At 45.9% G+C, this 24,516-nt stretch carries 20 protein-coding genes, 1 pseudogene and 1 riboswitch; of the genes and pseudogenes, 11 read left to right on the top strand and 10 right to left on the bottom strand.

Annotation, left to right across the window (positions count from 1 at the left end; translation table 11 throughout):
* Nucleotides 1-76 precede the first annotated feature (76 nt).
* The 9 genes from BUB86_RS07775 (at nucleotide 77) to BUB86_RS07735 (ending at nucleotide 10,550) form a co-directional block, all read left to right on the top strand.
* Nucleotides 77-682, top strand: coding sequence for a DUF4254 domain-containing protein (locus BUB86_RS07775; protein WP_073207938.1), 606 nt, complete (start codon nucleotides 77-79; stop codon nucleotides 680-682).
* A gap of 6 nt (nucleotides 683-688) precedes the next feature.
* Complete coding sequence (locus BUB86_RS07770) at nucleotides 689-1,741, top strand: glycosyltransferase family 9 protein (RefSeq protein ID WP_073207936.1); 1,053 nt, start codon at nucleotides 689-691, stop codon at nucleotides 1,739-1,741.
* A gap of 11 nt (nucleotides 1,742-1,752) precedes the next feature.
* A complete protein-coding gene (gene rd / locus BUB86_RS07765) occupies nucleotides 1,753-1,911 on the top strand; it encodes a rubredoxin (RefSeq protein WP_073207934.1) in 159 nt (52 codons plus the stop codon).
* 91 nt (nucleotides 1,912-2,002) lie between these two features.
* Nucleotides 2,003-3,454, top strand: coding sequence for a PD-(D/E)XK nuclease family protein (locus BUB86_RS07760; protein ID WP_073207931.1), 1,452 nt, complete (start codon nucleotides 2,003-2,005; stop codon nucleotides 3,452-3,454).
* A 596-nt stretch (nucleotides 3,455-4,050) separates the two neighbouring features.
* Nucleotides 4,051-4,233, top strand: a riboswitch (cobalamin riboswitch).
* A 41-nt stretch (nucleotides 4,234-4,274) separates the two neighbouring features.
* Nucleotides 4,275-6,341, top strand: coding sequence for a TonB-dependent receptor (locus BUB86_RS07755; RefSeq protein ID WP_073208091.1), 2,067 nt, complete (start codon nucleotides 4,275-4,277; stop codon nucleotides 6,339-6,341).
* Nucleotides 6,338-7,510, top strand: a complete 1,173-nt coding sequence (locus tag BUB86_RS07750; RefSeq protein WP_073207929.1) for a YncE family protein — start codon at nucleotides 6,338-6,340, stop codon at nucleotides 7,508-7,510. Before BUB86_RS07755 ends, BUB86_RS07750 begins: the two co-directional genes overlap by 4 nt.
* The gene (locus tag BUB86_RS07745; RefSeq protein ID WP_073207927.1) at nucleotides 7,507-8,631 is read left to right on the top strand and encodes a hypothetical protein; all 1,125 of its coding nucleotides are present in this window, start codon (nucleotides 7,507-7,509) and stop codon (nucleotides 8,629-8,631) included. The genes BUB86_RS07750 and BUB86_RS07745 overlap by 4 nt, the downstream gene beginning before the upstream one ends.
* Before the next feature lie 30 nt (nucleotides 8,632-8,661).
* The gene (locus tag BUB86_RS07740; RefSeq protein WP_081373153.1) at nucleotides 8,662-9,426 is read left to right on the top strand and encodes a DUF4465 domain-containing protein; all 765 of its coding nucleotides are present in this window, start codon (nucleotides 8,662-8,664) and stop codon (nucleotides 9,424-9,426) included.
* Nucleotides 9,426-10,550 (top strand): ABC transporter substrate-binding protein, encoded by a 1,125-nt coding sequence (locus BUB86_RS07735; protein WP_073207921.1) that lies wholly within the window; start codon nucleotides 9,426-9,428, stop codon nucleotides 10,548-10,550. Before BUB86_RS07740 ends, BUB86_RS07735 begins: the two co-directional genes overlap by 1 nt.
* Here BUB86_RS07735 and BUB86_RS07730 read toward each other — a convergent pair.
* From BUB86_RS07730 to BUB86_RS07720, 3 genes and pseudogenes are all read right to left on the bottom strand, one after another.
* Nucleotides 10,540-11,574, bottom strand: a complete 1,035-nt coding sequence (locus tag BUB86_RS07730; protein ID WP_073207918.1) for an aminotransferase class I/II-fold pyridoxal phosphate-dependent enzyme — start codon at nucleotides 11,572-11,574, stop codon at nucleotides 10,540-10,542. The genes BUB86_RS07735 and BUB86_RS07730 overlap by 11 nt on opposite strands.
* 27 nt (nucleotides 11,575-11,601) lie before the next feature.
* Nucleotides 11,602-12,378, bottom strand: a pseudogene (locus BUB86_RS07725) (ABC transporter ATP-binding protein); the annotation flags it as partial.
* A gap of 77 nt (nucleotides 12,379-12,455) precedes the next feature.
* Nucleotides 12,456-13,031 (bottom strand): manganese efflux pump MntP family protein, encoded by a 576-nt coding sequence (locus BUB86_RS07720; RefSeq protein WP_073207911.1) that lies wholly within the window; start codon nucleotides 13,029-13,031, stop codon nucleotides 12,456-12,458.
* Nucleotides 13,032-13,157: 126 nt separating this feature from the next.
* Between BUB86_RS07720 and BUB86_RS07715 the strand changes: the two genes are divergently transcribed.
* Nucleotides 13,158-15,356 carry an alpha-galactosidase gene (locus tag BUB86_RS07715; protein WP_073207907.1) on the top strand — a complete coding sequence of 733 codons (2,199 nt, stop codon included), beginning with the start codon at nucleotides 13,158-13,160 and terminating at the stop codon, nucleotides 15,354-15,356.
* Between the two features lie 21 nt (nucleotides 15,357-15,377).
* Nucleotides 15,378-16,724: an aldo/keto reductase gene (locus BUB86_RS07710; protein ID WP_073207904.1), complete on the top strand. Its 1,347-nt coding sequence runs from the start codon at nucleotides 15,378-15,380 to the stop codon at nucleotides 16,722-16,724.
* On the opposite strand, the gene BUB86_RS07705 is transcribed toward BUB86_RS07710, so the two are convergent.
* From BUB86_RS07705 to asnB, 7 genes are all read right to left on the bottom strand, one after another.
* On the bottom strand, nucleotides 16,710-17,477 hold the full coding sequence (locus BUB86_RS07705; protein ID WP_139261514.1) for a hypothetical protein: 768 nt from the start codon (nucleotides 17,475-17,477) through the stop codon (nucleotides 16,710-16,712). The two genes, BUB86_RS07710 and BUB86_RS07705, sit on opposite strands and share 15 nt — an antisense overlap.
* A gap of 4 nt (nucleotides 17,478-17,481) precedes the next feature.
* A complete protein-coding gene (locus tag BUB86_RS07700) occupies nucleotides 17,482-18,015 on the bottom strand; it encodes a porin family protein (protein ID WP_081373152.1) in 534 nt (177 codons plus the stop codon).
* 211 nt (nucleotides 18,016-18,226) lie between these two features.
* The gene (locus tag BUB86_RS07695) at nucleotides 18,227-19,780 is read right to left on the bottom strand and encodes a tetratricopeptide repeat protein (RefSeq protein ID WP_073207895.1); all 1,554 of its coding nucleotides are present in this window, start codon (nucleotides 19,778-19,780) and stop codon (nucleotides 18,227-18,229) included.
* Complete coding sequence (locus BUB86_RS07690) at nucleotides 19,777-20,181, bottom strand: energy transducer TonB (RefSeq protein WP_081373151.1); 405 nt, start codon at nucleotides 20,179-20,181, stop codon at nucleotides 19,777-19,779. The genes BUB86_RS07695 and BUB86_RS07690 overlap by 4 nt, the downstream gene beginning before the upstream one ends.
* Before the next feature lie 135 nt (nucleotides 20,182-20,316).
* A complete protein-coding gene (locus tag BUB86_RS07685) occupies nucleotides 20,317-21,933 on the bottom strand; it encodes a sigma-70 family RNA polymerase sigma factor (RefSeq protein WP_073207891.1) in 1,617 nt (538 codons plus the stop codon).
* An 11-nt stretch (nucleotides 21,934-21,944) separates the two neighbouring features.
* On the bottom strand, nucleotides 21,945-22,586 hold the full coding sequence (locus tag BUB86_RS07680; RefSeq protein WP_073207888.1) for a hypothetical protein: 642 nt from the start codon (nucleotides 22,584-22,586) through the stop codon (nucleotides 21,945-21,947).
* 170 nt (nucleotides 22,587-22,756) lie between these two features.
* On the bottom strand, nucleotides 22,757-24,457 hold the full coding sequence (asnB, locus tag BUB86_RS07675) for an asparagine synthase B (RefSeq protein ID WP_073207885.1): 1,701 nt from the start codon (nucleotides 24,455-24,457) through the stop codon (nucleotides 22,757-22,759).
* Between the last annotated feature and the right edge of the window lie 59 nt (nucleotides 24,458-24,516).

Raw genomic sequence — 24,516 nt, 5'->3', positions numbered from 1 at the left:
TGATGATTTTCTTCAAATTTAGTTGGATATTTGAAAAAGTTTCTGTAGTTTTGCAAAATCAAACTAATATAAGATTATGTCATTTACATCAGAAGCGAATCAAATTTTTAACCGGGCTATCAAAGATTATCATCTGACTGATGATGTGAATACGCCCATGAAAAATCCGTATACAAAAGACAGTATTCAGTACAGCCTATACACCAAATGCTGGATAGATACCGTCCAGTGGCATTACGAAGACATTATCCGTGATCCCCATATCGACCCTGTAGAGGCTCTTGCCTTGAAGCGTCGTATAGATCGCAGCAATCAGGATCGTACAGACTTGGTTGAAGAGATTGATTCTTTTTTCCGTCAGCATTTCAGCAATGTTAAGCCATTGCCAGAGGCCCGTCTTAACACAGAGAGTCCTGCATGGGCTGTTGACCGCCTGAGCATTCTTGCTCTGAAGATCTATCACATGCAAGAGCAGGTAGACCGTACTGATGCAGAACCAGAACACATAGCAAGATGCAAGGCCAAGCTGAATGTACTGCTTGAGCAACAGAAGGATCTTTCGCTGGCCATCGATCAGCTGCTGGAGGATATTGAGCGTGGTCGCATATACATGAAGGTGTATCGCCAGATGAAAATGTATAACGACCCAGCTACTAATCCAATATTGTATAATCAGAAATAAAGGCCGATGAAGAAAGAGCACATATTGGTCATTAGATTCTCAGCCCTTGGCGACGTGGCAATGATGGTGCCCGTAGTCTGGTCGCTTGCTAAGCAGTATCCTGATATACGTATCACGGTGCTGAGTCGTAAGTTTGCGCGTCCGCTGTTTGATGACCTGGCTCCTAACGTTAATTTTATGGAGGCCGACGTTAGCAAGGAGTACCATGGTGTGAGAGGCCTTAATGCCCTTTATCGCCGATTGGTAGCCAAGCAGTTTACCAAGGTGGCCGACTTGCATAATGTTCTTCGTTCGGAATATCTGCGCCTGCGATTCAATCTTGGCAGATATCGTGTAGAGCACCTTATTAAAAACCGTAGCCAGCGTCGCAAGTTGGTTGCTGGCAAACTGGAAAAAAGAGTACAGTTGCCATCATCATTCGAGAACTACGCAGCAGTCTTTGAGCGTTTGGGCTATCCCGTTGACCTGAAGCATTTCCATTCCATCTTCCCTGCTGAAGGCGGAAACATGAATCTGTTGCCTGCAGTATTCGGACCAAAAAAGAGCTTCGAGCAGTGGATAGGTATTGCTCCATTTGCAGCGCACGAGGGTAAGGTATATCCTCCGAGACTGATGGAGCAGGTTATCTATCAAATCATCCAGAAATATCCCAAGGGACGCATCTTCCTTTTTGGACGAGGCGAAGAGGAGGAGAAATACTTCCAACTGTGGTGTGCTCAGTACCGCCAATGCGTTTGGGTAGAAAAACATTGTGAGGGTATGTATCAGGAACTTATACTGATGAGTCATCTCAATGTCATGATATCTATGGATTCAGCCAATATGCATCTGGCATCGCTCACTGGCATACCTGTAATCAGTGTTTGGGGAGCCACCCATCCCATGGCAGGATTCCTTGGCTACAACCAGGATCCTGAGAATGTTATCCAGATTGATCTGGAGTGCCGTCCATGCAGCATCTATGGCAACAAGCCATGCCAGCGTGGCGACTATGCTTGCTTACAAAACATTCCGCCTGAGCGGATTGTTGAGAGAATAACAACCCTTATTAATAACTAAAAACAAAAACTATTATGAAGTACGTATGTGAAGTTTGCGGTTACATTTATGACCCAGCAGAAGGCGATCCCGATGGTGGCATCGCTCCAGGAACAGCATTCGAGGATATTCCCGATGATTGGGTATGCCCCGTGTGTGGTGTAGGCAAGGATCAGTTCAAGCCAGAGTAACACAACGAAGAAACATCTAGCCAAGAGCAATTTCAGCAAGTTTTTGCCATTGCTCTTGGCTTTTTCGTGCTATTTTCGTACTTTTGCACCCATGAAAGCAGAATATCCCATTATCAGTTTCCCAGAAAAAGGAACCATACAATATCCATATCGTTATCATCCGTTGGTAAAACCAGGAAAGCACGAAAAGGCTTTTGCTCAACAACTCATTAACAAACTCCCTGCAGGAGTTGAGTGCCGTTTAGACGTATGCCTTATTATATCAGAACACCTGCCGCCTTTTTGTCTTGATATAGCATTGCTAGTTGCAGGGCATCCAGAGATACGTATCGACGTGGAGATCGATGAGCCTTACGAAGCCGCAACCCGCAAGCCTATCCATTTTGCATCGTGTGGCGATATGTTTCGCGATCATCTGCTGAATCGTCATGGATGGACGGTAGTACGACTAGCTTCGAAACAGATTCAACAAGAGCCCAAAGTATGTGCAGATTGGTTGGTAGAACTTGTTAACGTCATGCTCAATGATTCTGAGAAGTTTGCTGAACATGAATTTGCTTCAGTACCCTTCCCCGTTGAGATGTGGACTCGCAATGAGGCTCTGAAAATGGCTTATTGGCAGAATATAGAAGGCGAGACAAGAACAACAGACGACAGATGCTATTGTCTGGACGAACAAGAAAAGAAATGCCTACAGTTTATCAAACCATTCGAGAAGTCTGCTGATATGAAGGAGAAAATGACCACTTTCAGAGATGCAGGTTGCTACGAACAGGATGCACATATTGATTTTGAACCCGAAGAACACATCTATATATATAAAGGTATAAGGCGCATGCTGCCTGTCAGCTCATTGATAGCCTATTTCTTCGATGAGTTTCAGGCACTACCTCAGGCCGAAAACCAGTTGCGCTATAAAGGCATACCCGTCGAAGAGAGTCTAGACAAGTGGAGCAAGTCAGGACGTTTGGCCAGCGAGGTAGGCACATTTGTACATCTGCAGACAGAAAATTACTTTCAGCGTGGATTTTTCGAAACGGAGTGCAAATTGCAGTTTGGCGATGAAACAGAAACCATCAGCGTAGAACAGGAGAAGCTGCACTTCCTGCATTTTATTCGCGACTATGCTATAGAACCCTATCGCCAGGAGTGGCCTGTTTATGATAAAGACCTGAATATAGCTGGAACCATCGACCTGATATGCCAGGAAGATGATGGCGAGTATACTATCTACGACTGGAAACGTAGTTCAAAGGTGGTCAATGCCCAAGGCCAGCCCATCGTTGAGGGCTTTCGAGGTAAGATGAGCTATAATGGCATCAGCTTGCCCGACACATCTTATTATCACTACTGCATCCAGCAGAACCTATACCGCTACATGCTCGAAAAGCATTATGGCATCAAGGTTAAGGCCATGAATCTGGTGGTGCTCTGCCCTGATTACCCCACCTATTATGTTGCCTCTGTACCCAAGATGGACCAGCTGATTCAACAGATTGTAGCCATCTGCACGCAGAGGGATTTAGGACATCGATTACTATAAAGATAAACTAGAAAAGGGGACAAAATGGTTACATGGTTACAGCTGTAACCATGTAACCATTCTATCCGAAAAGCAATCTTACATATTATGTAAGTTGTTAAAAATCAATTTAATACAAGCTCAGTACTTATGTTTGCTCGCCTCTGCGGTTACATGGTTACAGCTGTAACCGTAACCGTCAGAATGTCTATTCAGGAGCGCCAAAAGTATTAAGGCTTGCAAGGGGGAATATTAAGGTTTACAGGGGACAAAACTAAGGTTTGCAGGGAGAGAAACGGCATATTTCATCCGTTCGCCTATACCCAAACGATTGTTCGCCTATACGCAAACAACTGTGCGCCTATAGCCGATTTGAATCGCCAAAATTTACACTGACACTCTATAAATCCCTCAGACATCAGCCATCATACCTCCGTATAGATATGCTTCTGCCCACTCTTAGGGCGAACATACTGCAAATAAGAAGTTGCCTATAGAAATCAGAACTGTCTTTAATGTGTGCATTTTGTGAGATTTAGGAATTTAGATATTTAGGATTTTACTCAATTCACCAAACTTTTTGTGTTTTTGTTATTGTACTACAGTTTTTTTGCTTATCTTTGCACGCAGTAATCGGTTCACCTTTAGGTGATTAATAGGGAATCAGGTGGAAATCCTGAACAGTCCCGCTGCTGTAAATCGCCCTTTAAGGCGCAAACACGTAAGTCACTGATTTAATCGGGAAGACGTTTGTGGCCAGACGATAAGTCAGAAGACCTGCCGATTTTTCGATGCTGTTTACAAGCCTCTGGGGTTAGGCTATTTCAGCGAGCCATAAATGATGAAGAGAATCAGCACATTGGCATTGACTTGTGTGGTAGCTATGTCAGTCGTAGCACAAAGCAAGTTCTTCGACAAGCGAAGCGACTTCGTCGAGCGTGACTCCGTATACCACATACGTGAGATAGTTGTTGTGTCGCGCCCAGCCATGCGAGAAGTTGTGCCAAGTCAGAAGCTGAATGGAGAGCTGCTTGAGCAATTGAATACCCACTCTGTAGCTGATGCATTGCGTTACTTTTCTGGTATCCAATTGAAGGATTATGGTGGAGTAGGCGGAATAAAAACCGTAAACATCCGTTCAATGGGAACACACCACTTAGGCATTAGCTACGATGGCGTGCAATTAGGAAATGCTCAGAACGGACAGATAGACTTAGGGCAGTTCTCGCTCGATAACGTAGAGGAGATTACACTTTATAACGGACAGAAGAGTGCCATCTTCCAACCAGCCAGCGATTTTGGTAATGCTGGAGCCATCTACATCCGTACAAAGGTGCCGGAGTTTCGAAGGTACGGGGGCGCGGGGGCGCGGGGCTACGAGAATACTAATTTGCGATTTAAAACGCAATATGGTTCGAGCGATATGTTCCGCTTTTCTACTCTCTGGGAACAGCGATTGTCTGATGTATTAAGTTCATCGGTTAGTGCAGGTTTCTTGACGGCTAGCGGAAAGTATAAGTTCCATTACAAGCGTTGCTATCCTAATGGCGAGACAGCATGGGATACAACAGCAGTCCGACAGAATGGCGATATCCACGCTGAGCGTATTGAGGCAAATCTGCATGGGCGACTAGATCAAGGCGGATGGCAACTCAAGGCCTATCTCTACAACTCTGCACGAGGTATTCCTGGAGCCATCGTTAATAATGTGTGGCGTAGAGGCGAACGCCAACAAGACCTGAATACTTTTGTTCAGGCCGACTACAATAAGAATATTGGCGAAGGCTTTAGTACCCGGTGGTTGGCCAAGTATGCTTATTACAATACTCATTATGTAAATAAGGATACTACCCAGTTGCCTGTTGATAATCGATATAAGCAGCAAGAATTCTATCTCTCTACTGCTAATGTACTTGAACTGTTGCCTAATTGGAGCGCATCAGTTAGTTACGACTTTAAGTGGAATAAGTTGGATGCCGATATCTATAACTTTGCCTACCCAACGCGAATTTCAAACCTCGTTAGTTTGGCTACAGCTATCGACTATAAGCACTTAAAAGCGCAAGGTTCCATCTTAGCAACCTTTATTCATGACAAGACGCATCGTAGAGGAGAATTCGCTGGAATGAATACCAGCAATTCTATTTCAAAACTCACTCCAGCTCTATTTGTAAACGTATATCCCTTCAGAGGAACGTTCTTCTCTATGCGAGCATATGTCAAGAAGAGTTTCCGCATGCCAACCTTTAACGACCTGTATTATACGGATATGGGCAATGCTAATCTTGTGCCTGAAAGTGCTCTGCAGTACGATGCAGGTTTTGCGCTCAACAAGCATTTTGAGCATGGCATCATCCGTCACGCTGAGATGCATTTCGATGCCTATTATAACACCGTGCACGATAAGATTGTGGCCTACCCCAAGGGACAACAGTTCCGTTGGACCATGCTTAATTTGGGCGAAGTACACATCAAGGGTATCGATGTTGAGGCCGAGGCCGATTTCAAGATTGGTACAGATCTTATAGCTACCACCCGTGCCCAGTACACTTATCAGGATGCTCGCGACGTAACAGATCCTACCACATCTTATTATAAGCACCAGATTCCATATATTCCTTGGCACTCTGGCTCAGCTATCGTAGGCCTGAACTATAAGAATTGGAATTTCAATTACTCGTTTATCTATGCAGGCGAACGCTATGACGAGCGAGAGAACATTATTTATAATCACATGGAGCCTTGGTACACCAGCGACCTGAGCCTTATCTATCGTTTCCAATGGAACAAGGCGCTATGCAAGGCCCAGTTAGATGTTAATAACGTGTTTGGTCAAGACTACGAGGTCATTGTCAACTATCCCATGCCTGGTAGGAATTATGCACTAACATTAAGCATTGAGATATGAAGCACCTGGTATATTACATATTGACCCTTTGTGTACTTGCATCATGTCGCCAGGATGTGATGATAGTGCCAATGGAGGATATCGATACTGGCGGAAAGACCACCAAGAGCGAGATTATCGGTATGTATCTGCTTAACGAGGGCAACATGGGCTCCAACAAATCTTCACTCGACTATCTCGACCTTTCTGGTAAAGATGAAACTGTACATTATTACAGGAACATCTACACCGATCGCAACCCCAATACAGTCATGGCGTTAGGCGATGTTGGTAACGATTGCCAGATTTATGGTTCACGCTTATGGCTGGTCATCAACTGCTCTAACAAGGTAGAGGTAGCTACAGCTGACAGTGCTTTCAGAATTGGCAAGGTCGATATCCCCAATTGTAGATACGTAACATTTAAGGATCAGTATGCTTATGTATCATCGTATGTAGGTTCTGTGTATAGTGGCAGCAGTAGTCCTTTAGGCAGCGTTTATAAGGTCGACACCCTAACACTACAGAAGGTTGATTCTTGTTCTGTGGGATATCAGCCTGAGGAGATGGCCATTATCGATCATAAACTATATGTGGCCAATAGTGGAGGCTATCAGGGTATGACTGGACAAGGCTACGAAAGTACAGTAAGCGTGATTGACCTGCCAACGATGAAGGAGACAGAAAAGATTGTTGTTGCCCCCAATCTGCACCACGTAAAAGTCGATAAGTACAACCAACTATGGGTTACGGCTCGTGGTAACTATATGAATGAAGAGTCGAGTATCTACTGGCTAAAAACCGATTTTGATGGAAAGATGACAGTTGGCGGGCATCTTGAACAACCAGTTAGCGATCTCTGTATCGTTGGCGATTCACTCTATTTTTATGGTAGTCAGTGGAGTGAGGTCACAAAGAAAAATACCATCACCTATGGTATCATCAATGTGCGCACTCACCAGATTGTAAGTACCAGTCTGTCTGATGCGCCAGAGATAAACAAGATTCGTACGCCTTATGGCATCATCGTGAACCCCATTCATCGCGATTTCTATCTGATGGATGCAAAAGACTATGTATCAAGTGGCGAGTTGCTGCATTTCCTGCCCGATGGCACTTTCGACTGGAAGGTCAAGACAGGCGATATCCCAGCACACGCAGCGTTTTTATTTAAAACAGAGAAGAGATGAAGAAAATATTGTTACTATTAATACTGGCAATTGCTACCATTAATACCAGCGCCCAGCGCATGGACGATGTATCTGTGCACTCCAAATACATCCAGGCCGTTGACGAATACCGCCCAGCCCCAGGACAATGGGTGAATGTAATACCTGAATACGAAGAAGGCGACACACCTGAGAAAATGGCCCAGAAGTGCACAGAAAGAATTGCAGGCGACTACTATAATACCCACCTTATTTCACTTGGAGGATGGGGAGGCTATATTACCTTCCATTTTGATCACTCTATAGCAAATATTCCTAATCAGCGCGATTTTGCCATATGGGGCAATGCCTATCAGGAAATGACTAACCAAGTGTTTGGTGGAATGAACGAAGCTGGCATTGTAATGGTCTCAAAGGATATTAATGGAAACGGAAAACCTGATGATCCTTGGTATGAGATTAGTGGTAGTTGCGATATTGACAGCATTGGAAAAGTAGATTATACTTATGAGGTTGTATATCATCAGAACCCTATGGACAATATCCCTTGGACAGATAATCGAGGTAATAGTGGCACTATCGACAGACTATATGGATACGACAATCATAATCAAGAATATTATCCTTTATGGTTACCCGACGGACTGACCTTTAAAGGAACAAGGCTGCCAGATAACATGATTGACCTCTCAGAAACTGTTGAACGTAGTTGGAGTCAATGGTACTATGTGCTAGTTGGATTCCGCTATGGCTATGCAGACAACCTCTCGAACTGGACAGATAAGTCTGATGCAAACTCATGGAACTATGAGGGTTGTGGCATAGATATCTCTTGGGCTGTCGACGAGAATCGTCAACCTGTGAATCTGGACTTTATCGACTTTGTCAGAGTATACACTGGTCTCAACCAAAAATGCCCAGCACCCAATTGGTGGGGAGAAACTTCTACAGAGATACAATGTGCAGAAGACATTCATCTTGATGCCTCTATCGACGCCATTAAGAATGCTCTCTCGGGTATTCAATCTATCGAAGGCGATGCCAACAAGTCTCAGCCTCTCTATGACCTACAAGGTAGAAGGGTTTATAAAACCAAAAAGGGCATTTATATTCGGAACAAAAAGAAATGGATTATTAAATAACTCTTATTATTTACTTAAAACAAAAAAGTTATGAAAACAAACAAATTATTTGGACTATCAGTCCTCGTGTGTGGTTTTGCATTGTCATTCACCTCTTGTTCTAAAGATGACAATCCAGTAAATGAAAAGAAAACCGCTGTTATAACCTTTGAAAACCAGACTCTTAATGACAAAGGTTTCTGGTGTGGCGAAGTTAACGAAAATGGTATTGATACCGGTTATGGTACTGCTTATCCTTGCACATATAATGAGAATGGCGTTTCCTTCAACACCATGTATGGTGTTTCTTATTGGACAGGATATGCCATTTCTAACCGTACAGAAAAAGGCTTTACCATGGGCGATTACACTCCCGCAGGAATGCCAGATCAGTTCAATAACATTACAGGAACAGCTCATGGTGGAAATAATTTCTGTGTTGTTCAGACCTATGGAGAAACAATTGATCTGAATGGAGCAACCTTAAAGGGATTCTGGTACACAAACTCTTCATGGGTTGTTGATGCAATCCTCAATGGCGACGGAATTAGCCCAGGTAATTTTGGCCCAACCGACTATTTTAAGTGTGTTCTTTATCCAACTCCAGTCGAGGGTCTTAGTGGTGCACGCTATGATATCGATCTTGCCAAAGATGGTGACTATGTAAAGGAGTGGAAGTACTGCGACCTGAGTGGAGTAGATGCATTTAAAAACCTAAAGAGCATCTCATTTAACTTTGAGAGTTCGAAGAAGAACGACTTGGGCCCAACAACTCCAATATACATTTGTATCGACGATATCGAGATTGAATATTAATGAAGTACATTCATCTTATTATTCTGGCAGTATTGCTCGCAGCCTGCGGAGGAGGCAAGAATACCTCCTCATCGCAGGCTGGGGGCGATACTGTCGCTTTTAAATATGCCACTCAGATTAGCGTTGTTAAGCACAACGGCTATTCTATAGCAACCATCAAGAATCCCTGGAAAGAGGGAATGACTCTGCATCGCTATGTGTTGGTGCCTGCTGATAAAGAGGTGCCTCAGCACTTACCTAGTGGTACAGTAGTCCGTACACCATTAAAACAAGCTGTGATGTTTACCACAGTTCATTGCGCCATGCTGATGGAGTTTGGCAAGCAGGATTGCATTTCAGGCGTGGCCGATCTGAAGTATATTAAGATTCCCTGGATTCAGCAACAGGTAGCCCAAGGCCATATCACCGATGTGGGCGACGGCATGAGTCCTGTGATAGAGAAAATTATCGATGAACATCCTGACGCCCTATTCCTATCGCCTTTTGAAAATAGTGGCGGATATGGTAAACTCGACGACATCAACATACCTATCATAGAGTGTGCCGACTATATGGAAATATCGCCATTGGCACGTGCCGAATGGCTGCGATTCTATGGAATGCTGTTTGGTTGCGAGCAGAGGGCTGATAGTTTGTTCCAAGCGGTTGATAAGAACTATCATCACCTCAAGGATTTGGCAGCAAAAGCCCAAACCAGCCCTTCGGTATTATTAGATAAGGTTACCGGCAGCGTTTGGTATGTTCCTGCTGGCAAGAGCACTATTGGCCAGATGATAAAAGATGCCAACGCTCAATACCCTTGGGCCGACGATGAGCATAGTGGTTCGATTTCGTTACCTTTCGAAACGGTTTTAGAGCGTGCTGGCGAATCAGATATTTGGCTTTTCAGATATAGCAGCAATCATGACATCACTTTTGGCGAACTCGCCAGCGAACATCATGGCTATAATCAGTTCAAAGCATATAATCATAAAGAGGTATACGGTTGCGATGTAGAACGGTCGCCATTCTACGAAGAATCACCATTCCACCCAGAACGGTTGTTAAACGACTTTATTCAGATTTTCCATCCGGAGATTCAGGGATTGGCACCTCTACGCTATTACAAGAAGGTTAATCACTAGTTTCAATCAAATGACCAACATACTCTGTTAGCGCCTCAACTAGTTGATCATCCTCTTCTGGTGTCTGGGCGGTAACACGGAAGTAGTTATCGTCAAGTCCGCGAATGTTCGATGCATCGCGAATCAATATGCCATAGTTATCTATGAGCCATCGCTTCAGTTCCATCGATGTGCCTTGGTTAATGCTTACCAGCATAAAATTAGTGTCGGTCTTCATCACCTTCAAGCCATCTATGGCTTCCAGATTCTGTCGCAATCTCTGGGCCTCAGCCAAATATCCCTTCAAGTCTGTAATCATCTGTTTTCCTTCGCTTATCAGATACTTTCCAGCCTCTATGGCAAAAGCATTGATAGTCCAAGGCTGGCGTATATGTTTCAGTCTGCCTATAATAATAGGTGAGGCAACGATATAACCCAAGCGAAGTCCTGGAATACAGTATTTCTTCGAGAGCGAGTGTATCAGCATCAGGTTGTACACATCCATCATCTCCTTTGGCTCTAACATAGGCGCCTGTGTGTAATCTGCATACGACTGATCGATAACATACAGATAGCGTGGATGCTTTCTCACAATGTGGTTCAGCATACCCTTAACTAGAACGTTTCCTGTTGGGTTGTTAGGATTACAAATCCAGTAGATACGGTCTTGTGGCAACACATCCATCTCGTCTTTCACATCATACGATATAATGTGGTTATACATTCGGCAAGCATCCTCGTATTCGCTGAATGTAGGTTGCGGTATGATTGACGACCAACCCCTATATAATTGAGCTACCAGATATATGGCTTCGTTGGCTCCACTTGTCACCATCACCATATTCTCCTTCACGCCAAGCTTCTCGGCTATCATGCATTCCAGCGTGTGGGCATCGGGCTCAGGATAATGGCCCACAACATCGAAATGTTGCATCAGATATTCTTTCAGTTCGGTGTAGTCGGCCTGACTATACACGTTCGAACTGAAATTTATCTTTACCTTTTCTCCGTAGCGGTAAATTTCATCACCATGCCCGTAAATCATAAGCTCAATAGATTATATTCTCTTTGTAACTTTTATTGCCATCGACTCTGCGTCGAACTTTATTCCGTCTCTTTCAATGAATCTGCCCAATACACCTTGCTCTGCCAGTGCTTTTGGCGACCCTATTGCCATCGCCTCTCCGCTTGTCATCAGCCAGATGGTGTCAGCCATTTGCAGGGCCAGCTCCACATCGTGGGTAGATAGGAATATCACTTTTCCTGCCTCGCGGCTAATGCGACTTAGTAGTTGTAGTACCTCCACTTTGCTGGGGTAGTCTAGAAAAGCCGTTGGCTCGTCAAGATAGATAACTGGTGTCTGTTGTGCCAATGCCTTGGCTATCATCACCTTCTGTCGTTCGCCGTCGCTCAGTGTGTGAACCATACGCTTACTCAGCGCCTCTATGCCCACCATCGCGATGGATTCGTCTACCACCTGTAGGTCTTCTTTCGAATAAGTTCCCCAAAACCCAGTGTAAGGCGATCGGCCCAGACTAACCAGTTCGCGAACGGTCATATTCCTCACGTCAGGCTTCTCTGTAAGCACCACTCCTATCAGTCGGCTCAACTGTTTATCGCTGTATTCTGAGAGTTCACATCCCTCCAGCATGATCTCGCCGCCTGTTTTGGGCTGAAACGAAGAGAGGGTTCTTAGTAGAGTAGATTTTCCTACACCATTAGCTCCCAGCAGACAGGTCAGTTCACCACTCTTGATGGTTCCGTTTATGCCCGTTGCTACCGTTCTTACGCCGTGTTTTGTCTGGTAGCCAATGCTGAGATTGTGCAGTTCTATCGTCTCGCCCATCATCTTCATGGTGCAAAGATAATAAAAAGTTTTAAATCAAAACGAAAAATGAGGAAAAAGTTTCCTTTTACCTATTAATATCATGTAAACATGTGTGTAATCAGTATTTTTATACCAATTGCAATCAGTATGATACCGCCAAGCAGTTCTGGTTTCAGCTTGCGTGCTATCGACCTGCCGAATCTTACGCCTAGCAGATAACCCAACAAACTGAACAGAAACGACACCAAGCCGATGATAAATAGCGGATAGGCTATCTGTGAGATTTCTCTGTAGCCCGTACAGGCAAAAGATATTCCGATGGCTAGCGCATCTATGCTGGTGGCAATAGCCAATAGCAATTGGGTATTCAGATTTCTGGGATTGAATTGTTTTTCTTCTTCTGGTCCTAACGATTCGCGAATCATCTTACCTCCGATAAAGGCCAACAGTCCGAAGGCTATCCAGTGATCAATAAACTCCAGTTGTTCGCTAAAATGGTTTGTAGCCATCCATCCAATAAGTGGCATCATGGCTTGGAACCATCCGAATAAGAAAGCTATGCGCAATATCATGCCCCACAACCAGCGACGCACTATCACCCCACTCACGATTGATACCGTGAAGCAGTCCATAGCCAATGCGATGGCAAGCATCCATATATCCAGTTGGTTCATGTATGTACTTATTTTACTCTTTCTTATACTTTAGCCTGCAAAATAACAACTTTTTTTTGAAATAACCAAATTATTTTCTTATCTTTGCGCCCAGATTATCACTAACAACTAAATCATTATTCCAACATGAAGAAAATTCTTTTTCTAGTTTCTCTCTTGATCTCAGCCTCTACAACATGGGCCGAACAAGTGGTTATCCAGACTAAAAACACCACTATGGTGCTTGATGTAGAGGGGGATAAACAGCCCCAGTATGTTTATTATGGTACACGCCTGAGTGATTATGACCTGCAGAATCTGCAGAAGCCTCGTAGTGGCCGTATGGACGCTTATCCAGCTTACGGTATGAACTGCCCGGCTGAGGCCGCCATCGCTATACGTCATGCTGATGGCAATATGTCGACGGTATTAGGCTCAGATTATGTCGACGAGATTGAGGGCAAAGGTAATAACCGTGAGTATCGCATCCATCTAGTTGATCCTGTTTATCCCGTAACTGTCGACCTTTGCTATCGCGCTGTTTACGATGAGGATATTATCGAGACCTGGACAGAGATCAAGAATGGTGAGAAGAAACCTGTTACGCTCACCCAGTTTGCATCTTGCTCTCTGCCCATCCGTCGTGGCAATGTTTGGCTTTCGCATTTCTCTGGCTCTTGGGGCAACGAATCCAATCTGACTGAAGAGCCCATTCTTGCAGGCCAGAAGGTGATTAAGAATAAGGATGGCGCGCGCAACTCGCATACCGATCATGCCGAAGTGATGTTCTCGCTCGATGGAAAAGGTCGCGAGAATAGTGGCGATGTTATTGGTGCCGCCCTCTGCTATTCAGGTAACTACCAGCTCAAGGTTGAGACCGATGATACTGAGTACCACTACTTCTTTGCTGGTATCAACCCCGATAACTCTGAGTATCACCTCAAGAAGGGTGAGACCTTCGCAACCCCAAAGGTGGCATTCAGCTTCTCAAAGTGTGGTCTCTCTGGCGTTTCGCGCAACTTCCACAAGTGGGGCCGCAAGTACATGCTGGCTCACGGCAATAAGGAGCGCAAGATTCTGCTCAACTCTTGGGAGGGCGTTTACTTCGACATCAACCAGCAGGGTATGGACCAGATGATGGGCGATATCGCCTCTATGGGCGGTGAGCTCTTTGTAATGGACGATGGCTGGTTTGGCGATAAGTATCCTCGTAAAACCGATAACTGCGCCCTTGGCGACTGGGTAGTTGATAAGACCAAACTGCCTGAGGGTATCGAGGGACTTCTGCGCGATGCTAAGAAGCACGGCATCAAGTTCGGTATCTGGATTGAGCCCGAGATGACCAACTCTGTTTCTGAGCTCTACGATGCTCACCCCGATTGGATTATCAAGGCTCCCAAGCGCGATGCCGTTAAAGGCCGTGGAGGCACGCAGTTGATTCTCGATATGAGCAATCCTAAGGTTCAAGACTTTGTGTTCTCTGTGGTTGATAATCTGATGACCAAGTATCCAGAGATCGACTACATCAAGTGGGATGCCAACATGTCGATTATGAACCACGGTTCGCAGTACCTCACCATGAACGATCAGAGCCATCTTTACATCGAGTATCATCGTGGATTGGAGAAGACCTGCCAGCGTATTCGCGCCAAGTATCCCGACTTGACCATTCAGGCTTGTGCCTCTGGTGGCGGACGTGCTAACTGGGGCGTACTGCCCTACTTCGACGAGTTCTGGGAGAGCGATAATACCGATGCCCTCCAGCGCATCTATATGCAGTGGGGCACCTCTTATTTCTTCCCAGCCATCGCTATGGCTTGCCACATTTCGGCCACACCAAACCATACCGTTTTCCGCACCACAGCCATGAAGTATCGCATCGATGTGGCTATGAGCGGACGTCTGGGTATGGAGATTCAGCCTAAGAATATGACTGATGAGGAGAAGGCGCTGTGCCGTAATGCCATTGCTGAGTATAAGCAGATTCGTCCTATCGTACAGTTTGGCGATATCTATCGCCTGGTTTCGCCTTACGATAAGAAGGGCGTTGCTTCGCTCATGTATGTCGATGAGCAGAAATCAAAGAGCGTGTTCTTCTGGTGGAAGACCGAGTCGTTCCAAAACGAGCATCTGCCTCGTGTAAAAATGGCTGGCCTTGATGCTAATAAGAATTATAAGGTACACGAGCTGAACCGCATCGACCTCAAGCCTATGGATGTTGAGGGCAAGACCTTCAGTGGTGCTTACTTAATGAATCACGGTCTAGAGATGCCTTATCGCAACGAACCTGAGTGGAGCAAGAAGAGCGATTGGAGCAGCCGTGTACTGCTGTTAGATGCTGAATAACTTAACTAAAACTTGTTTGAAATGGAGGAGAAAAGAAACATGAGTCGTCGCGACTTCCTGCGCCGCCTAGGTATGGGCGCAGGAGCCGCTATGGCTTCAAGCGTCATGGGTCCGCTGCGTGCGTTGGCTCAAAACGAGAAAAAGGCGGTTTCACCTAATCGCATGACTTATCGCGTGCAGCATGGTTCTGGCGAGCAGATTTCTCTGCTTGGTTTTGGCATGATGCGATTGCCCAATAATCAGGAAGAGGTGAACCAGCTGGTTGACTATGCCATCGAGCACGGCGTGAACTACTTCGATACCGCCCCCATGTATATGGGCGGTCAGTCGGAGGTGCTTACGGGCAATGCCCTCAGCCGCCATCCGCGCGACAAATATTACATCGCCACCAAGATGTCAAACCAGAATCAGCGCCTGTGGAGCTTCGAAGAGTCTCAGAAGATGTACTACCAGTCGTTCCAGCGCCTCAAGACGGACCATATCGACTACTACCTGCTGCATAGCATTGGCGGCGGAGGTATGGACACACTCAACAAGCGATTCTTCGACAACCATCTGCTCGAGTTCCTGTTGAAGGAGCGCGAGGCTGGTCGCATTCGTCATTTGGGTTTCTCGTATCATGGCGATGTGCGTCCGTTCGACTGGTTACTCGACCATCAGGAGGAGTACCACTTCGATTTTGTTCAAATTCAGATGAACTTCCTCGATTGGCGCCATGCCTCTATGGGTAACGGTTGGCGTAAGGATGCCGATGCCGAGTACCTGTATAATAAGTGCGAGAAGACGGGCGTGCAATGCGTCATTATGGAGCCCCTGCGTGGTGGCGCCTTTGGCAAGATGGCCAAGGAGCTTACTGATCAGTTGAAGGCCGTTCGCCCTGATGATAGCACCGCCCGTTGGGCTTTCCGTTGGGTGGGTTCTCACCCCAACATCCTCACTACGCTGAGCGGTATGAACCAGATGGGCCACCTTAAGGAGAACGTGGAGACCTTCTCGCCACTCGAAAACTGTACCGAGGCCGAGAACACGCTGCTGGCCGAGATTGCCGACCAGATGGCAGGTTTCCCCACCATCCCCTGCACCACTTGTGCCTACTGCATGCCTTGTCCTTACGGCGTTGACATTCCAGGCAACTTTGCCTACTACAACGAGGCCGTTAACAACCACATCCTGCCCCTCCCCGAGAAGCAAGCTGTCGACTATGCCACCAAGAAACAGCAGTTTGCCGATGGCCTGCGCAATGCCCTGCCCAACGTAGAAACCTGGGCCCGCAGTTGTGCCGATTGCGAGGAATGCCTCGCCAAATGCCCCCAGCAAATCCGCATCCCCAATCAAATGTCCCGCATAGTAGAGCTACTTAGAAAATAGAAGTTTTGCTTTCGACTCATCAATACTCTTTTGCAACTCCTTGATTTCGTTGATGATGGAGGCAGTTGCTTCATTACCCTTAGATGTACCTTTATCTATCTGTTCTCTTTGCTTCCGATAAGCCTCTATCTCCTCATCGCTCACTTCCATCATCTGCTTGCACTGGGCATACTGTTGTTGCATGTCATTCAGAGTACCAGTGCTGATTACGGCATAAATCAAGTAACTAAAATTTAGTGTGCCTTTTAATGTGGAGATAGCCGCAGTTTGGGTTAATTCATTAGTCACAGAGTCACAGACCATCGTTTTGTAATACTGGCGATTCTGATAGAACTCTGCCACATTTTCGGTGAAGAGAACATTGCCCACGGTGTTGATGGTTTCGATGCTCGATGAGAAGATGCGCTCTGTGGTTTCTGTATATTCCACCTTCGGCATCAGATGTACCATTTTAAACTTGTACGTTTCAAACTTGGTGGTATCTTCCGCTATCTGCCTCTGGATCTCCATCGACTGATGAATCATCGAGTCGGCCTTTTCAATCGATTTGAGCGAGTTGTACATATCGTACATCACCATCATCACAATCTCGCGTTTCTCGCTTTGTTTCTTTTTGTTGTCAAGGAAAGCCGCCGTTCCGAATGTAAGTGCGATAGATATGGAGGTGGCAACTATCGACAACAAGAATTGCTTCATCGAAGCCATTCCGCTGCCCGCCTTTAAGCTCTTTGGGGTGTGAAGTTTAATGTTCATAATGTTAGAGTCTGAATCCAACACCCACATTTACAACGTGGCAGTCGCCGAAGATACCTGGCTGGAATTTATAGTCGGCTAGGATAAATGCCTTTTCACCAATATTGAACTGAGCGCCCAAACCAAACTGAATACCGCCATCGGTAGAATTATTATTGTCATGACTAATAGTGCTTCCGTTAGCAAAAACAATATCATCCTCATGCACAAAAGCCAATGCATAACCAAACTGAGGATAAAACTTAACCCCCTCGCACACATTAACTAGATATTGAATATTCAGACCTGCAGTAAAATCAGATACATTATCCTTTTTGGGATGGTAGATACCCTCAAGTTCAGCGCGCCAGTGATTGGAAAGATTGTACTGGGCAAAAGCGCCAACAGCACCTCTTGTAATGTTCTCCTTATAATCACCGAACTGAAACTTTGTAAATGAAAGACCACCCTTTACACCAAGTGCAAAATCACCCTTCTGCTGTGCCTGTGCGCCCATAGCGAACAGAGCAACACACAATGTCAAAAATAACTTTTTCATACGTATGAAAGAAAAAAAATTAATAAATTAAACCGGTAATAGGTCTGTTGTTGTAATAGATTTCGTTTGCAAATATAAAACAATAATTCCAATAATACAAGAAAAAAGCAACATTTAACAGGTTTCCGCATGTTATATTGACAAACCTCCCCGCTCGGCTTTCTTGCCTTGCAAGCGCCAAAGGTCGAGCGGGGAGGTCGTTTTCATATTTCTATTCGAACGCGTGGAGTTTGGTGTCGAAATCTTTGGCGCCGCCTGTCTCGTTGAAGAGTTTTTTGAGGAGGCGGACGCGGGTGTTGGTGATGGTTTGAGGGGTTGAGATGGTCAGTGTGGCAATCTCCGTAGGCTGGAAGTTGTGGCGGATGAGCAGACAGATGCTCTGCTCCTTGGCGTTGAGTGGTGCGAAGAGCAATTGCAGATTGGGACTAAGGGCGTAAGAGCATTGGGCCAAGGCGTTCATATCCTCATCAGAGGCGGCACGGCCTTTATTGGCTGAGGCATGCAGAGAGGCAACGATGGTCTTGAGTTGCTCTGAATTCTCACGTTCTTCGCGTTCGCGCTGTAATCGCATTTGGGTCAGCTCCTCGCGCGTGCGGTCGTACTTCTTCTGACTTTCAACAAAGCGGGCGTTGAGGCGGTCAATCCTTCGACGACTGTACCAGATGGCTACTATCGTGATGAGTATCAGCAACAGAATGGCTGAAAGCAACAAGATGGTGGTTTGATACTGCTGGCGCTCCTTTTGCTGCTCGTCGAACTGGGCCTGCAGGTCGATGATGCTGGCTGCATCGCTGCGCTGGTAGAGATCGTGATAGACCTCGTTGAGGCAGCTGCTGAAATAGGCAGCCCTTTCAGCATCGCCACGATTGGTGAGGTATCTGATCAGCTGGCGATAGGAGCTGATGCTGACATCGGGCGAGAAGGAGTTAACCAGTCGATACCATTGTTCAGCTGCGCTAACTGTATCGTGCTCAGCCAGATACACATCGGCCAGGAGTTTTGAAGCTCTATCAGTAGGCGCCTCCTGCAGGGACTTGAGCAATAGCTGCTTGGCCTCATGGCGCTTGCCCAGTTGCATCTTGTAGCTAGCCACATTAGTAAGATAGGTGGCGCGAATCTCTCCATCGGTTTTAGGCGCATAGGGCTTGGCCAGCTCGTTGTAGTAATGCAGACTATCCGTCTCGCCCAGCATATCATAGGTCTGGGCAATATTGTTAAGCGCCCTTACTATCCAGTCGTCCTTGTGGCATTGGCGCGCTGTGGCCAGAGCAAGCTTGTAATATCGAAGCGTTTGGGTATAGTTTCCCACATTGTCGTTGATGTCGCCAAGCACGGAATAGAGGTAACAATTATGAACGGGATCGTTAACCTCTGAAGCTATCTGTTCAGCCTGCTTCATGGTGAGCACGGCCTCGTGGGTTTGCTGCTTGTGGTAGAGCACGATGGCGTGGTGCAGAAAGGCCCTTGCCAATCGCGGTTTATCGTTATGACTCTCATAATAGTCTCTACTGAACTGGATAAGCTGAGTTGATTCTGTAGCCAATCCGCTGCGATGCAAGGCCTCGGTATAAAGCAATCCGAAGAGGGCACGATCAGGATTAGAGAGCGTTGTATCAGCCCAATACGGTTCGAGCATGATAACCACCGAATCAGGATGCTCTACTACTATCTGTTCAGCTTGGGTAATAACGCTGTTGTGGGGCTGCTCCTGATGCGAGCAGCCCACAATAACGAGAGAGAATATGAGATAAACGAAAAATATCATTTCAGGCGGAAATTAAGAGGTACGGTATACTTTACTCTTACCTTCTGGCCCTTCTGCTCGCCAGGAGTCCACTTGGGCATGCCTGATATGACTCTTACAGCCTCAGCATCGAGCGATGGGAAAGCCTTCTTTACTACTTCAATGTCGGTAATACTACCATCGGTATTCACCACGAATGTGACAAGCACTCTGCCTTCTATCTTCTGTTTCTCGGCATCGGCAGGATACTTGATGTTTGTGCTAAGGTACTCGAACAGGGCAGCCTGACCACCAGGATACTCAGGCATCTTCTCTACTACGTCGAATACCTGCTGATTCTTTTGAGCTACTACGGTCTTCTGAGCGCTCACGGTGGTGAGGCCGAACAAGGCCATCAGTGCCATGATTAAAAACTTCTTCATACTTTTCTAATTTTTAAATGGTTCAACAATCAGTTTGTCTGTCCGGACGGTGCAAAAGTAAAAGATTTCCTGCTTTTTTGCAAGAAATCGATTACATATTATTACACAAAGGGCCATTTTTCGCCTTTTTTCGCCTTACCAGCTGATTCTGACTCCAATTGGAAGTGTTAGCTCTAACGGGTGTTCTGTGCGATATGTCTCAACTGAACTGCTGTTAGGAATGAAATATTGCAGACTAGGCTCCAAGTAGAGACCAATGTTTGGTGTGAGCTTGTATTGCAGGCCTACACCCAATGAAGTAGACCATTGGTTAGATGGACTGAGTGTAGACGACTTGCCGAATGTGTTCTGTCCGCCAGCCATATGAGTGATGTTAAGACTGCTATGGATAGGCGTCTCGAACATGGCTCCAAAGCCTGAGTAGAGACAGAGTTTTGACTTGCAGAGCCATTGCCAGTTGATGCGGACAGGGATGCCCAGGTAGTGAATACGCTGCTCTTCCTGAATATAAGCTCGAGTGCTACCTGTGGTGATAGTAGAGTTGAGGTTGGTGTAGCTTAATCCAGCCTCGACCGACAGTCGCTTAGAGAGTTGGCGGTTAAGCATAACCTGCAGTGTTATAGGCAGTTTGTGCTCATAACGGGCTTCTATCCATCCATTGTTGATGCTTGAGTTTTGGGCAGCAATGTTCATAAGCGAACGTGTCTCGGCATCCATAACAATACCAGGTGCGGTGTTGAGATAGAAATCGTAGTCTATCCAGTTGCTGGCGCTTGCTGGCAGCATGGTGTTGCTGGCAGCATCGAAACTCATATCACCAATTGTTGCTGCTGCTAGATAATCGTCGTTTCTACCCAATCCACTGTATGTCAATGTGATATTCCAAGGATTGCTGCGCTTCTTGGTCTGAGCCAATAATACTGGTTCTGGTTCTAAGGTTCTGATTGGTAAAACCTCTCTCTGCTCCTCAACTTCTGTTGTGTCGACGAGTGCCTGATTATTCGTTTCCTGCATCTCCTCTATCTGTGGGATTACTATCTGATAAGTGGCAGTATCAATAGCATCAACAGATGGAGTTGCAAGTATTATCTTGCTTGATGGCATTCTGTTGATGATGATAGGAGCATCAGGTTCTGAAGACTCAGGTGCCTTTGGCTGCTCAGGTTGCTTGATCTTGATTGTTTTTTCTGCCATCTGAGTATTCTCAATTTTAGTTTCTTCTTTCTGCATAAACAGCCATATATAAGCAGGTATGGCTAGAAGCAATAATATGAGTACCCACGATTGTTTTACCATCTGCCTCAACATCCGTTTGGCATGGAACAGTTGCGATGAAGAAGAATGGGGAGCAATACCAAGAGTTCTGCTGATTTCCTGATGCGAAAGTCCCTCGAATACAGAGAGCCTGAAAACCTGCTGATAGCCTTGTGGCAACTGGGCTACAAGCGATTTTAGCTGATCGTAATCAGGCGTCATGGCAGTTTCATTGGTTTCCTGCTTTTCATTGGCCAACTGGTGTAATGCAGATTGCTCTTTGTTTGTAAGTTGACGATAGTGATAGCATGTGTTTCTGACTATCGATGTCATCCATGGTTCTATCTTATTCTTGTCTTCGAGTTTGTCGAGCGAAGATAGAATAATCACGAAGGCATCATGAAGCAAATCTTCTGCTACACCATCATCCTTGGCATATTGTCTGCATATGCCAAGGAGTTTAGGTTTATATAGCTGATATAGTTCTGTTGCCTCCATTTTTGGATAGACTATTGCACGCCCATACGGATGTAAGTGGCATCAATGCCATAGCAGGTTATGCCAGAGGGGCAATCGGTCTTAACATTTGTGATATCGCCCCAAGAAAAACCTCCTAGCTGTACAAACTTTCCGTTATATTTACTCAACTCGTCTGTGCTGAGCCATCCCCAGATGTAATAGCGCTTGTTATCGCTTTCAACATAATGGTCCCAAGTTTCTGTATTAGGGTCGAAATGCAGAATGCCTGTAAGTGCTTGTATGAAGGGGAGTTCTGAATAGATACATTCCCAGTCTGTAACAGAATTCCAATCGCCATCCATGAAGATGCTACCGTCTGCGCAATAGAAGCCTATCCATGAACTCAGCAGATTATCGATGTAATATATCATCTCACTGTTATATTTACCTCTGTAAATCTTATATCCAGCTAACTTGCGATCCTTCTCAGTCCAACCCTCTGTCTTTTCTCTCAACCATTGTGGTAATTCAGAGAGATTAATCAGATTAACTGGAATAATGTCTTGATTGTGAGGACTTCGAGTGAATCCATATTCACTCTTATTCCCATTGTCGATTGGATCACTTTTTGAGCATGCTGTCATCATCAGCAAGCCTGATACTACTGCAATAATGCTTTTGGTTAGTTTCATACTTTAATTAATTTAAGTTGCAAATTTAAATATCTTTGCTTATATAGTGTATGAATAATCAAAAAGACTGCATAGAGCAGAGGCGTTTTATAATTTGTTAACATAGAAAACATAATAACACCCTCCCAAAACGGGAGGGTGCTTAGTAAAGATTAAAACTGGGAAGAAGGTTAATAGGCCTGTTCATGAACGCCCTTGACAGCACGTCCTGAAGGATCATTCATGCCTTTGAAGGCTGCATCCCACTCTAAGGCGATGGCAGTGGAGCAGGCTACGCTGGCCTCGCTTGGAACACTCTTAGCAGCAGAGTCGCTGGGGAAGTGTTCAGCAAATATAGAGCGGTAATAGTATTCTTCTTTGTTTTTGGGAGGGTTGATGGGGAATCGCTCTGCAGCGTGCGCCATCTGCTCATCGCTGACAGCCTCTGATGTAATCTGTTTCAGGGTGTCGATCCAAGAGTAACCTACGCCATCGCTGAACTGCTCTTTCTGGCGCCAAGCCACCTCGGCTGGCAGCATATCGGCAAAGGCCTCGCGCACAATCTTCTTCTCCATCGTTGTGCCTGGACACATCTTGGCTTCTGGGTTGGTGCGCATGGCTACATCGAGGAACTCCTTGTCGAGGAATGGCACACGCCCCTCTACGCCCCAGGCGCTCAGGCTCTTGTTGGCGCGCAGACAGTCGTACATGTGCAGCTTTGAGAGCTTACGAACGGTCTCTTCATGAAAGTCCTTGGCCGATGGCGCCTTGTGGAAGTAGAGATAGCCTCCAAAAATCTCATCGGCTCCCTCGCCACTGAGAACCATCTTGATACCCATCGACTTGATAACGCGGGCCAGCAGATACATAGGTGTTGAGGCGCGAACGGTGGTTACATCGTAGGTCTCGATAAAGTAGATGACATCGCGGATGGCATCCAAGCCCTCTTGTATAGTGTAGTTGATTTCGTGGTGGACGGTGCCGATGTGGTCGGCTACCATTTTGGCTTTAGCAAGATCGGGTGCCCCCTTCAGACCCACTGCAAACGAGTGCAGACGTGGCCAGTAGGCTTTAGTCTTGGAATCGTCCTCGATACGATGCTCACTGAACTTCTCTGCGATGGTCGAGATGACGCTAGAGTCAAGACCACCAGAGAGCAGCACGCCATAAGGCACGTCGCTCATCAGTTGGCGCTTAACGGCAGCTGTAAGTGCATCGTGTATTGCAGGTACGCTGGCTGTGTTGTCTTTTACTGCATCATAGCTGAACCAATCGCGCTGGTAGTAGCGTTTCATACCAGGATCGCCACTCCAGTAGTAGTGTCCAGGCAGGAATGGCTCGTAACGCTCGCACTGACCCTCGAGGGCTTTCAACTCTGAGGCTACATATACGGTTCCATCAGCATCGTAACCAATATAAAGTGGGATAACTCCAATGGGGTCGCGTGCAATGAGGAATTCATCTTTCTCTTCGTCGTAGAGTGCAAAGGCGAAGATACCACTCAGGTCTTCGAGGAAGTTAATGCCTTTATCGCGATAAAGCGCCAGAATCACCTCACAGTCGCTTCCCGTCTGGAACTCGTAATTTCCAGCATAAATGCGACGTATCTCCTGATGGTTGTAAATCTCGCCGTTTACTGCGAGAACTTGTTTCTTGTCGGGCGAAAACAAAGGCTGACCACCCGATTCTGGATCCACAATACTCAATCGCTCGTGGGCCAGAATGGCTGATCCGCCACAATAAATTCCACTCCAGTCAGGTCCGCGATGGCGGATTTTCTGACTCATCTTTAATGCCTTCTCACGTTGTTGGTGCGTTTGCTCCTTCAAATTCTTGCTCTGGCAAGCGTCTCCTTGCGTCGCCGAGCGGAAAATTCCTACTATTCCACACATAGTTTTTTGTCTTTTTTATTATTGTTTGAATGTTTGCATTTTGTTTTAAAAGGGAGTCC

It is taken from the genome of Xylanibacter ruminicola (assembly GCF_900142525.1).
Classification (GTDB): Bacteria; Bacteroidota; Bacteroidia; order Bacteroidales; family Bacteroidaceae; genus Prevotella; species Prevotella ruminicola_A.
Note: the sequence above shows the minus strand (reverse complement) of the source record. Positions and strands in the feature narration are given on the sequence as shown.

What these genes read in the sequence shown, in the direction of transcription:
- BUB86_RS07720 (WP_073207911.1), bottom strand. Translation starts at nt 13,031, where the DNA reads ATGAACCAACTGGATATATGGATGCTTGCCATCGCATTGGCTATGGAC.
- BUB86_RS07750 (WP_073207929.1), top strand. Translation starts at nt 6,338, where the DNA reads ATGAAGCACCTGGTATATTACATATTGACCCTTTGTGTACTTGCATCA.
- BUB86_RS07730 (WP_073207918.1), bottom strand. Translation starts at nt 11,574, where the DNA reads ATGATTTACGGGCATGGTGATGAAATTTACCGCTACGGAGAAAAGGTA.
- BUB86_RS07710 (WP_073207904.1), top strand. Translation starts at nt 15,378, where the DNA reads ATGGAGGAGAAAAGAAACATGAGTCGTCGCGACTTCCTGCGCCGCCTA.
- BUB86_RS07740 (WP_081373153.1), top strand. Translation starts at nt 8,662, where the DNA reads ATGAAAACAAACAAATTATTTGGACTATCAGTCCTCGTGTGTGGTTTT.
- BUB86_RS07775 (WP_073207938.1), top strand. Translation starts at nt 77, where the DNA reads ATGTCATTTACATCAGAAGCGAATCAAATTTTTAACCGGGCTATCAAA.
- BUB86_RS07715 (WP_073207907.1), top strand. Translation starts at nt 13,158, where the DNA reads ATGAAGAAAATTCTTTTTCTAGTTTCTCTCTTGATCTCAGCCTCTACA.
- BUB86_RS07755 (WP_073208091.1), top strand. Translation starts at nt 4,275, where the DNA reads ATGAAGAGAATCAGCACATTGGCATTGACTTGTGTGGTAGCTATGTCA.
- BUB86_RS07680 (WP_073207888.1), bottom strand. Translation starts at nt 22,586, where the DNA reads ATGAAACTAACCAAAAGCATTATTGCAGTAGTATCAGGCTTGCTGATG.
- BUB86_RS07695 (WP_073207895.1), bottom strand. Translation starts at nt 19,780, where the DNA reads ATGATATTTTTCGTTTATCTCATATTCTCTCTCGTTATTGTGGGCTGC.
- BUB86_RS07770 (WP_073207936.1), top strand. Translation starts at nt 689, where the DNA reads ATGAAGAAAGAGCACATATTGGTCATTAGATTCTCAGCCCTTGGCGAC.
- asnB (WP_073207885.1), bottom strand. Translation starts at nt 24,457, where the DNA reads ATGTGTGGAATAGTAGGAATTTTCCGCTCGGCGACGCAAGGAGACGCT.
- BUB86_RS07760 (WP_073207931.1), top strand. Translation starts at nt 2,003, where the DNA reads ATGAAAGCAGAATATCCCATTATCAGTTTCCCAGAAAAAGGAACCATA.
- BUB86_RS07705 (WP_139261514.1), bottom strand. Translation starts at nt 17,477, where the DNA reads ATGAACATTAAACTTCACACCCCAAAGAGCTTAAAGGCGGGCAGCGGA.
- BUB86_RS07690 (WP_081373151.1), bottom strand. Translation starts at nt 20,181, where the DNA reads ATGAAGAAGTTTTTAATCATGGCACTGATGGCCTTGTTCGGCCTCACC.
- BUB86_RS07685 (WP_073207891.1), bottom strand. Translation starts at nt 21,933, where the DNA reads ATGGAGGCAACAGAACTATATCAGCTATATAAACCTAAACTCCTTGGC.
- BUB86_RS07745 (WP_073207927.1), top strand. Translation starts at nt 7,507, where the DNA reads ATGAAGAAAATATTGTTACTATTAATACTGGCAATTGCTACCATTAAT.
- BUB86_RS07735 (WP_073207921.1), top strand. Translation starts at nt 9,426, where the DNA reads ATGAAGTACATTCATCTTATTATTCTGGCAGTATTGCTCGCAGCCTGC.
- BUB86_RS07700 (WP_081373152.1), bottom strand. Translation starts at nt 18,015, where the DNA reads ATGAAAAAGTTATTTTTGACATTGTGTGTTGCTCTGTTCGCTATGGGC.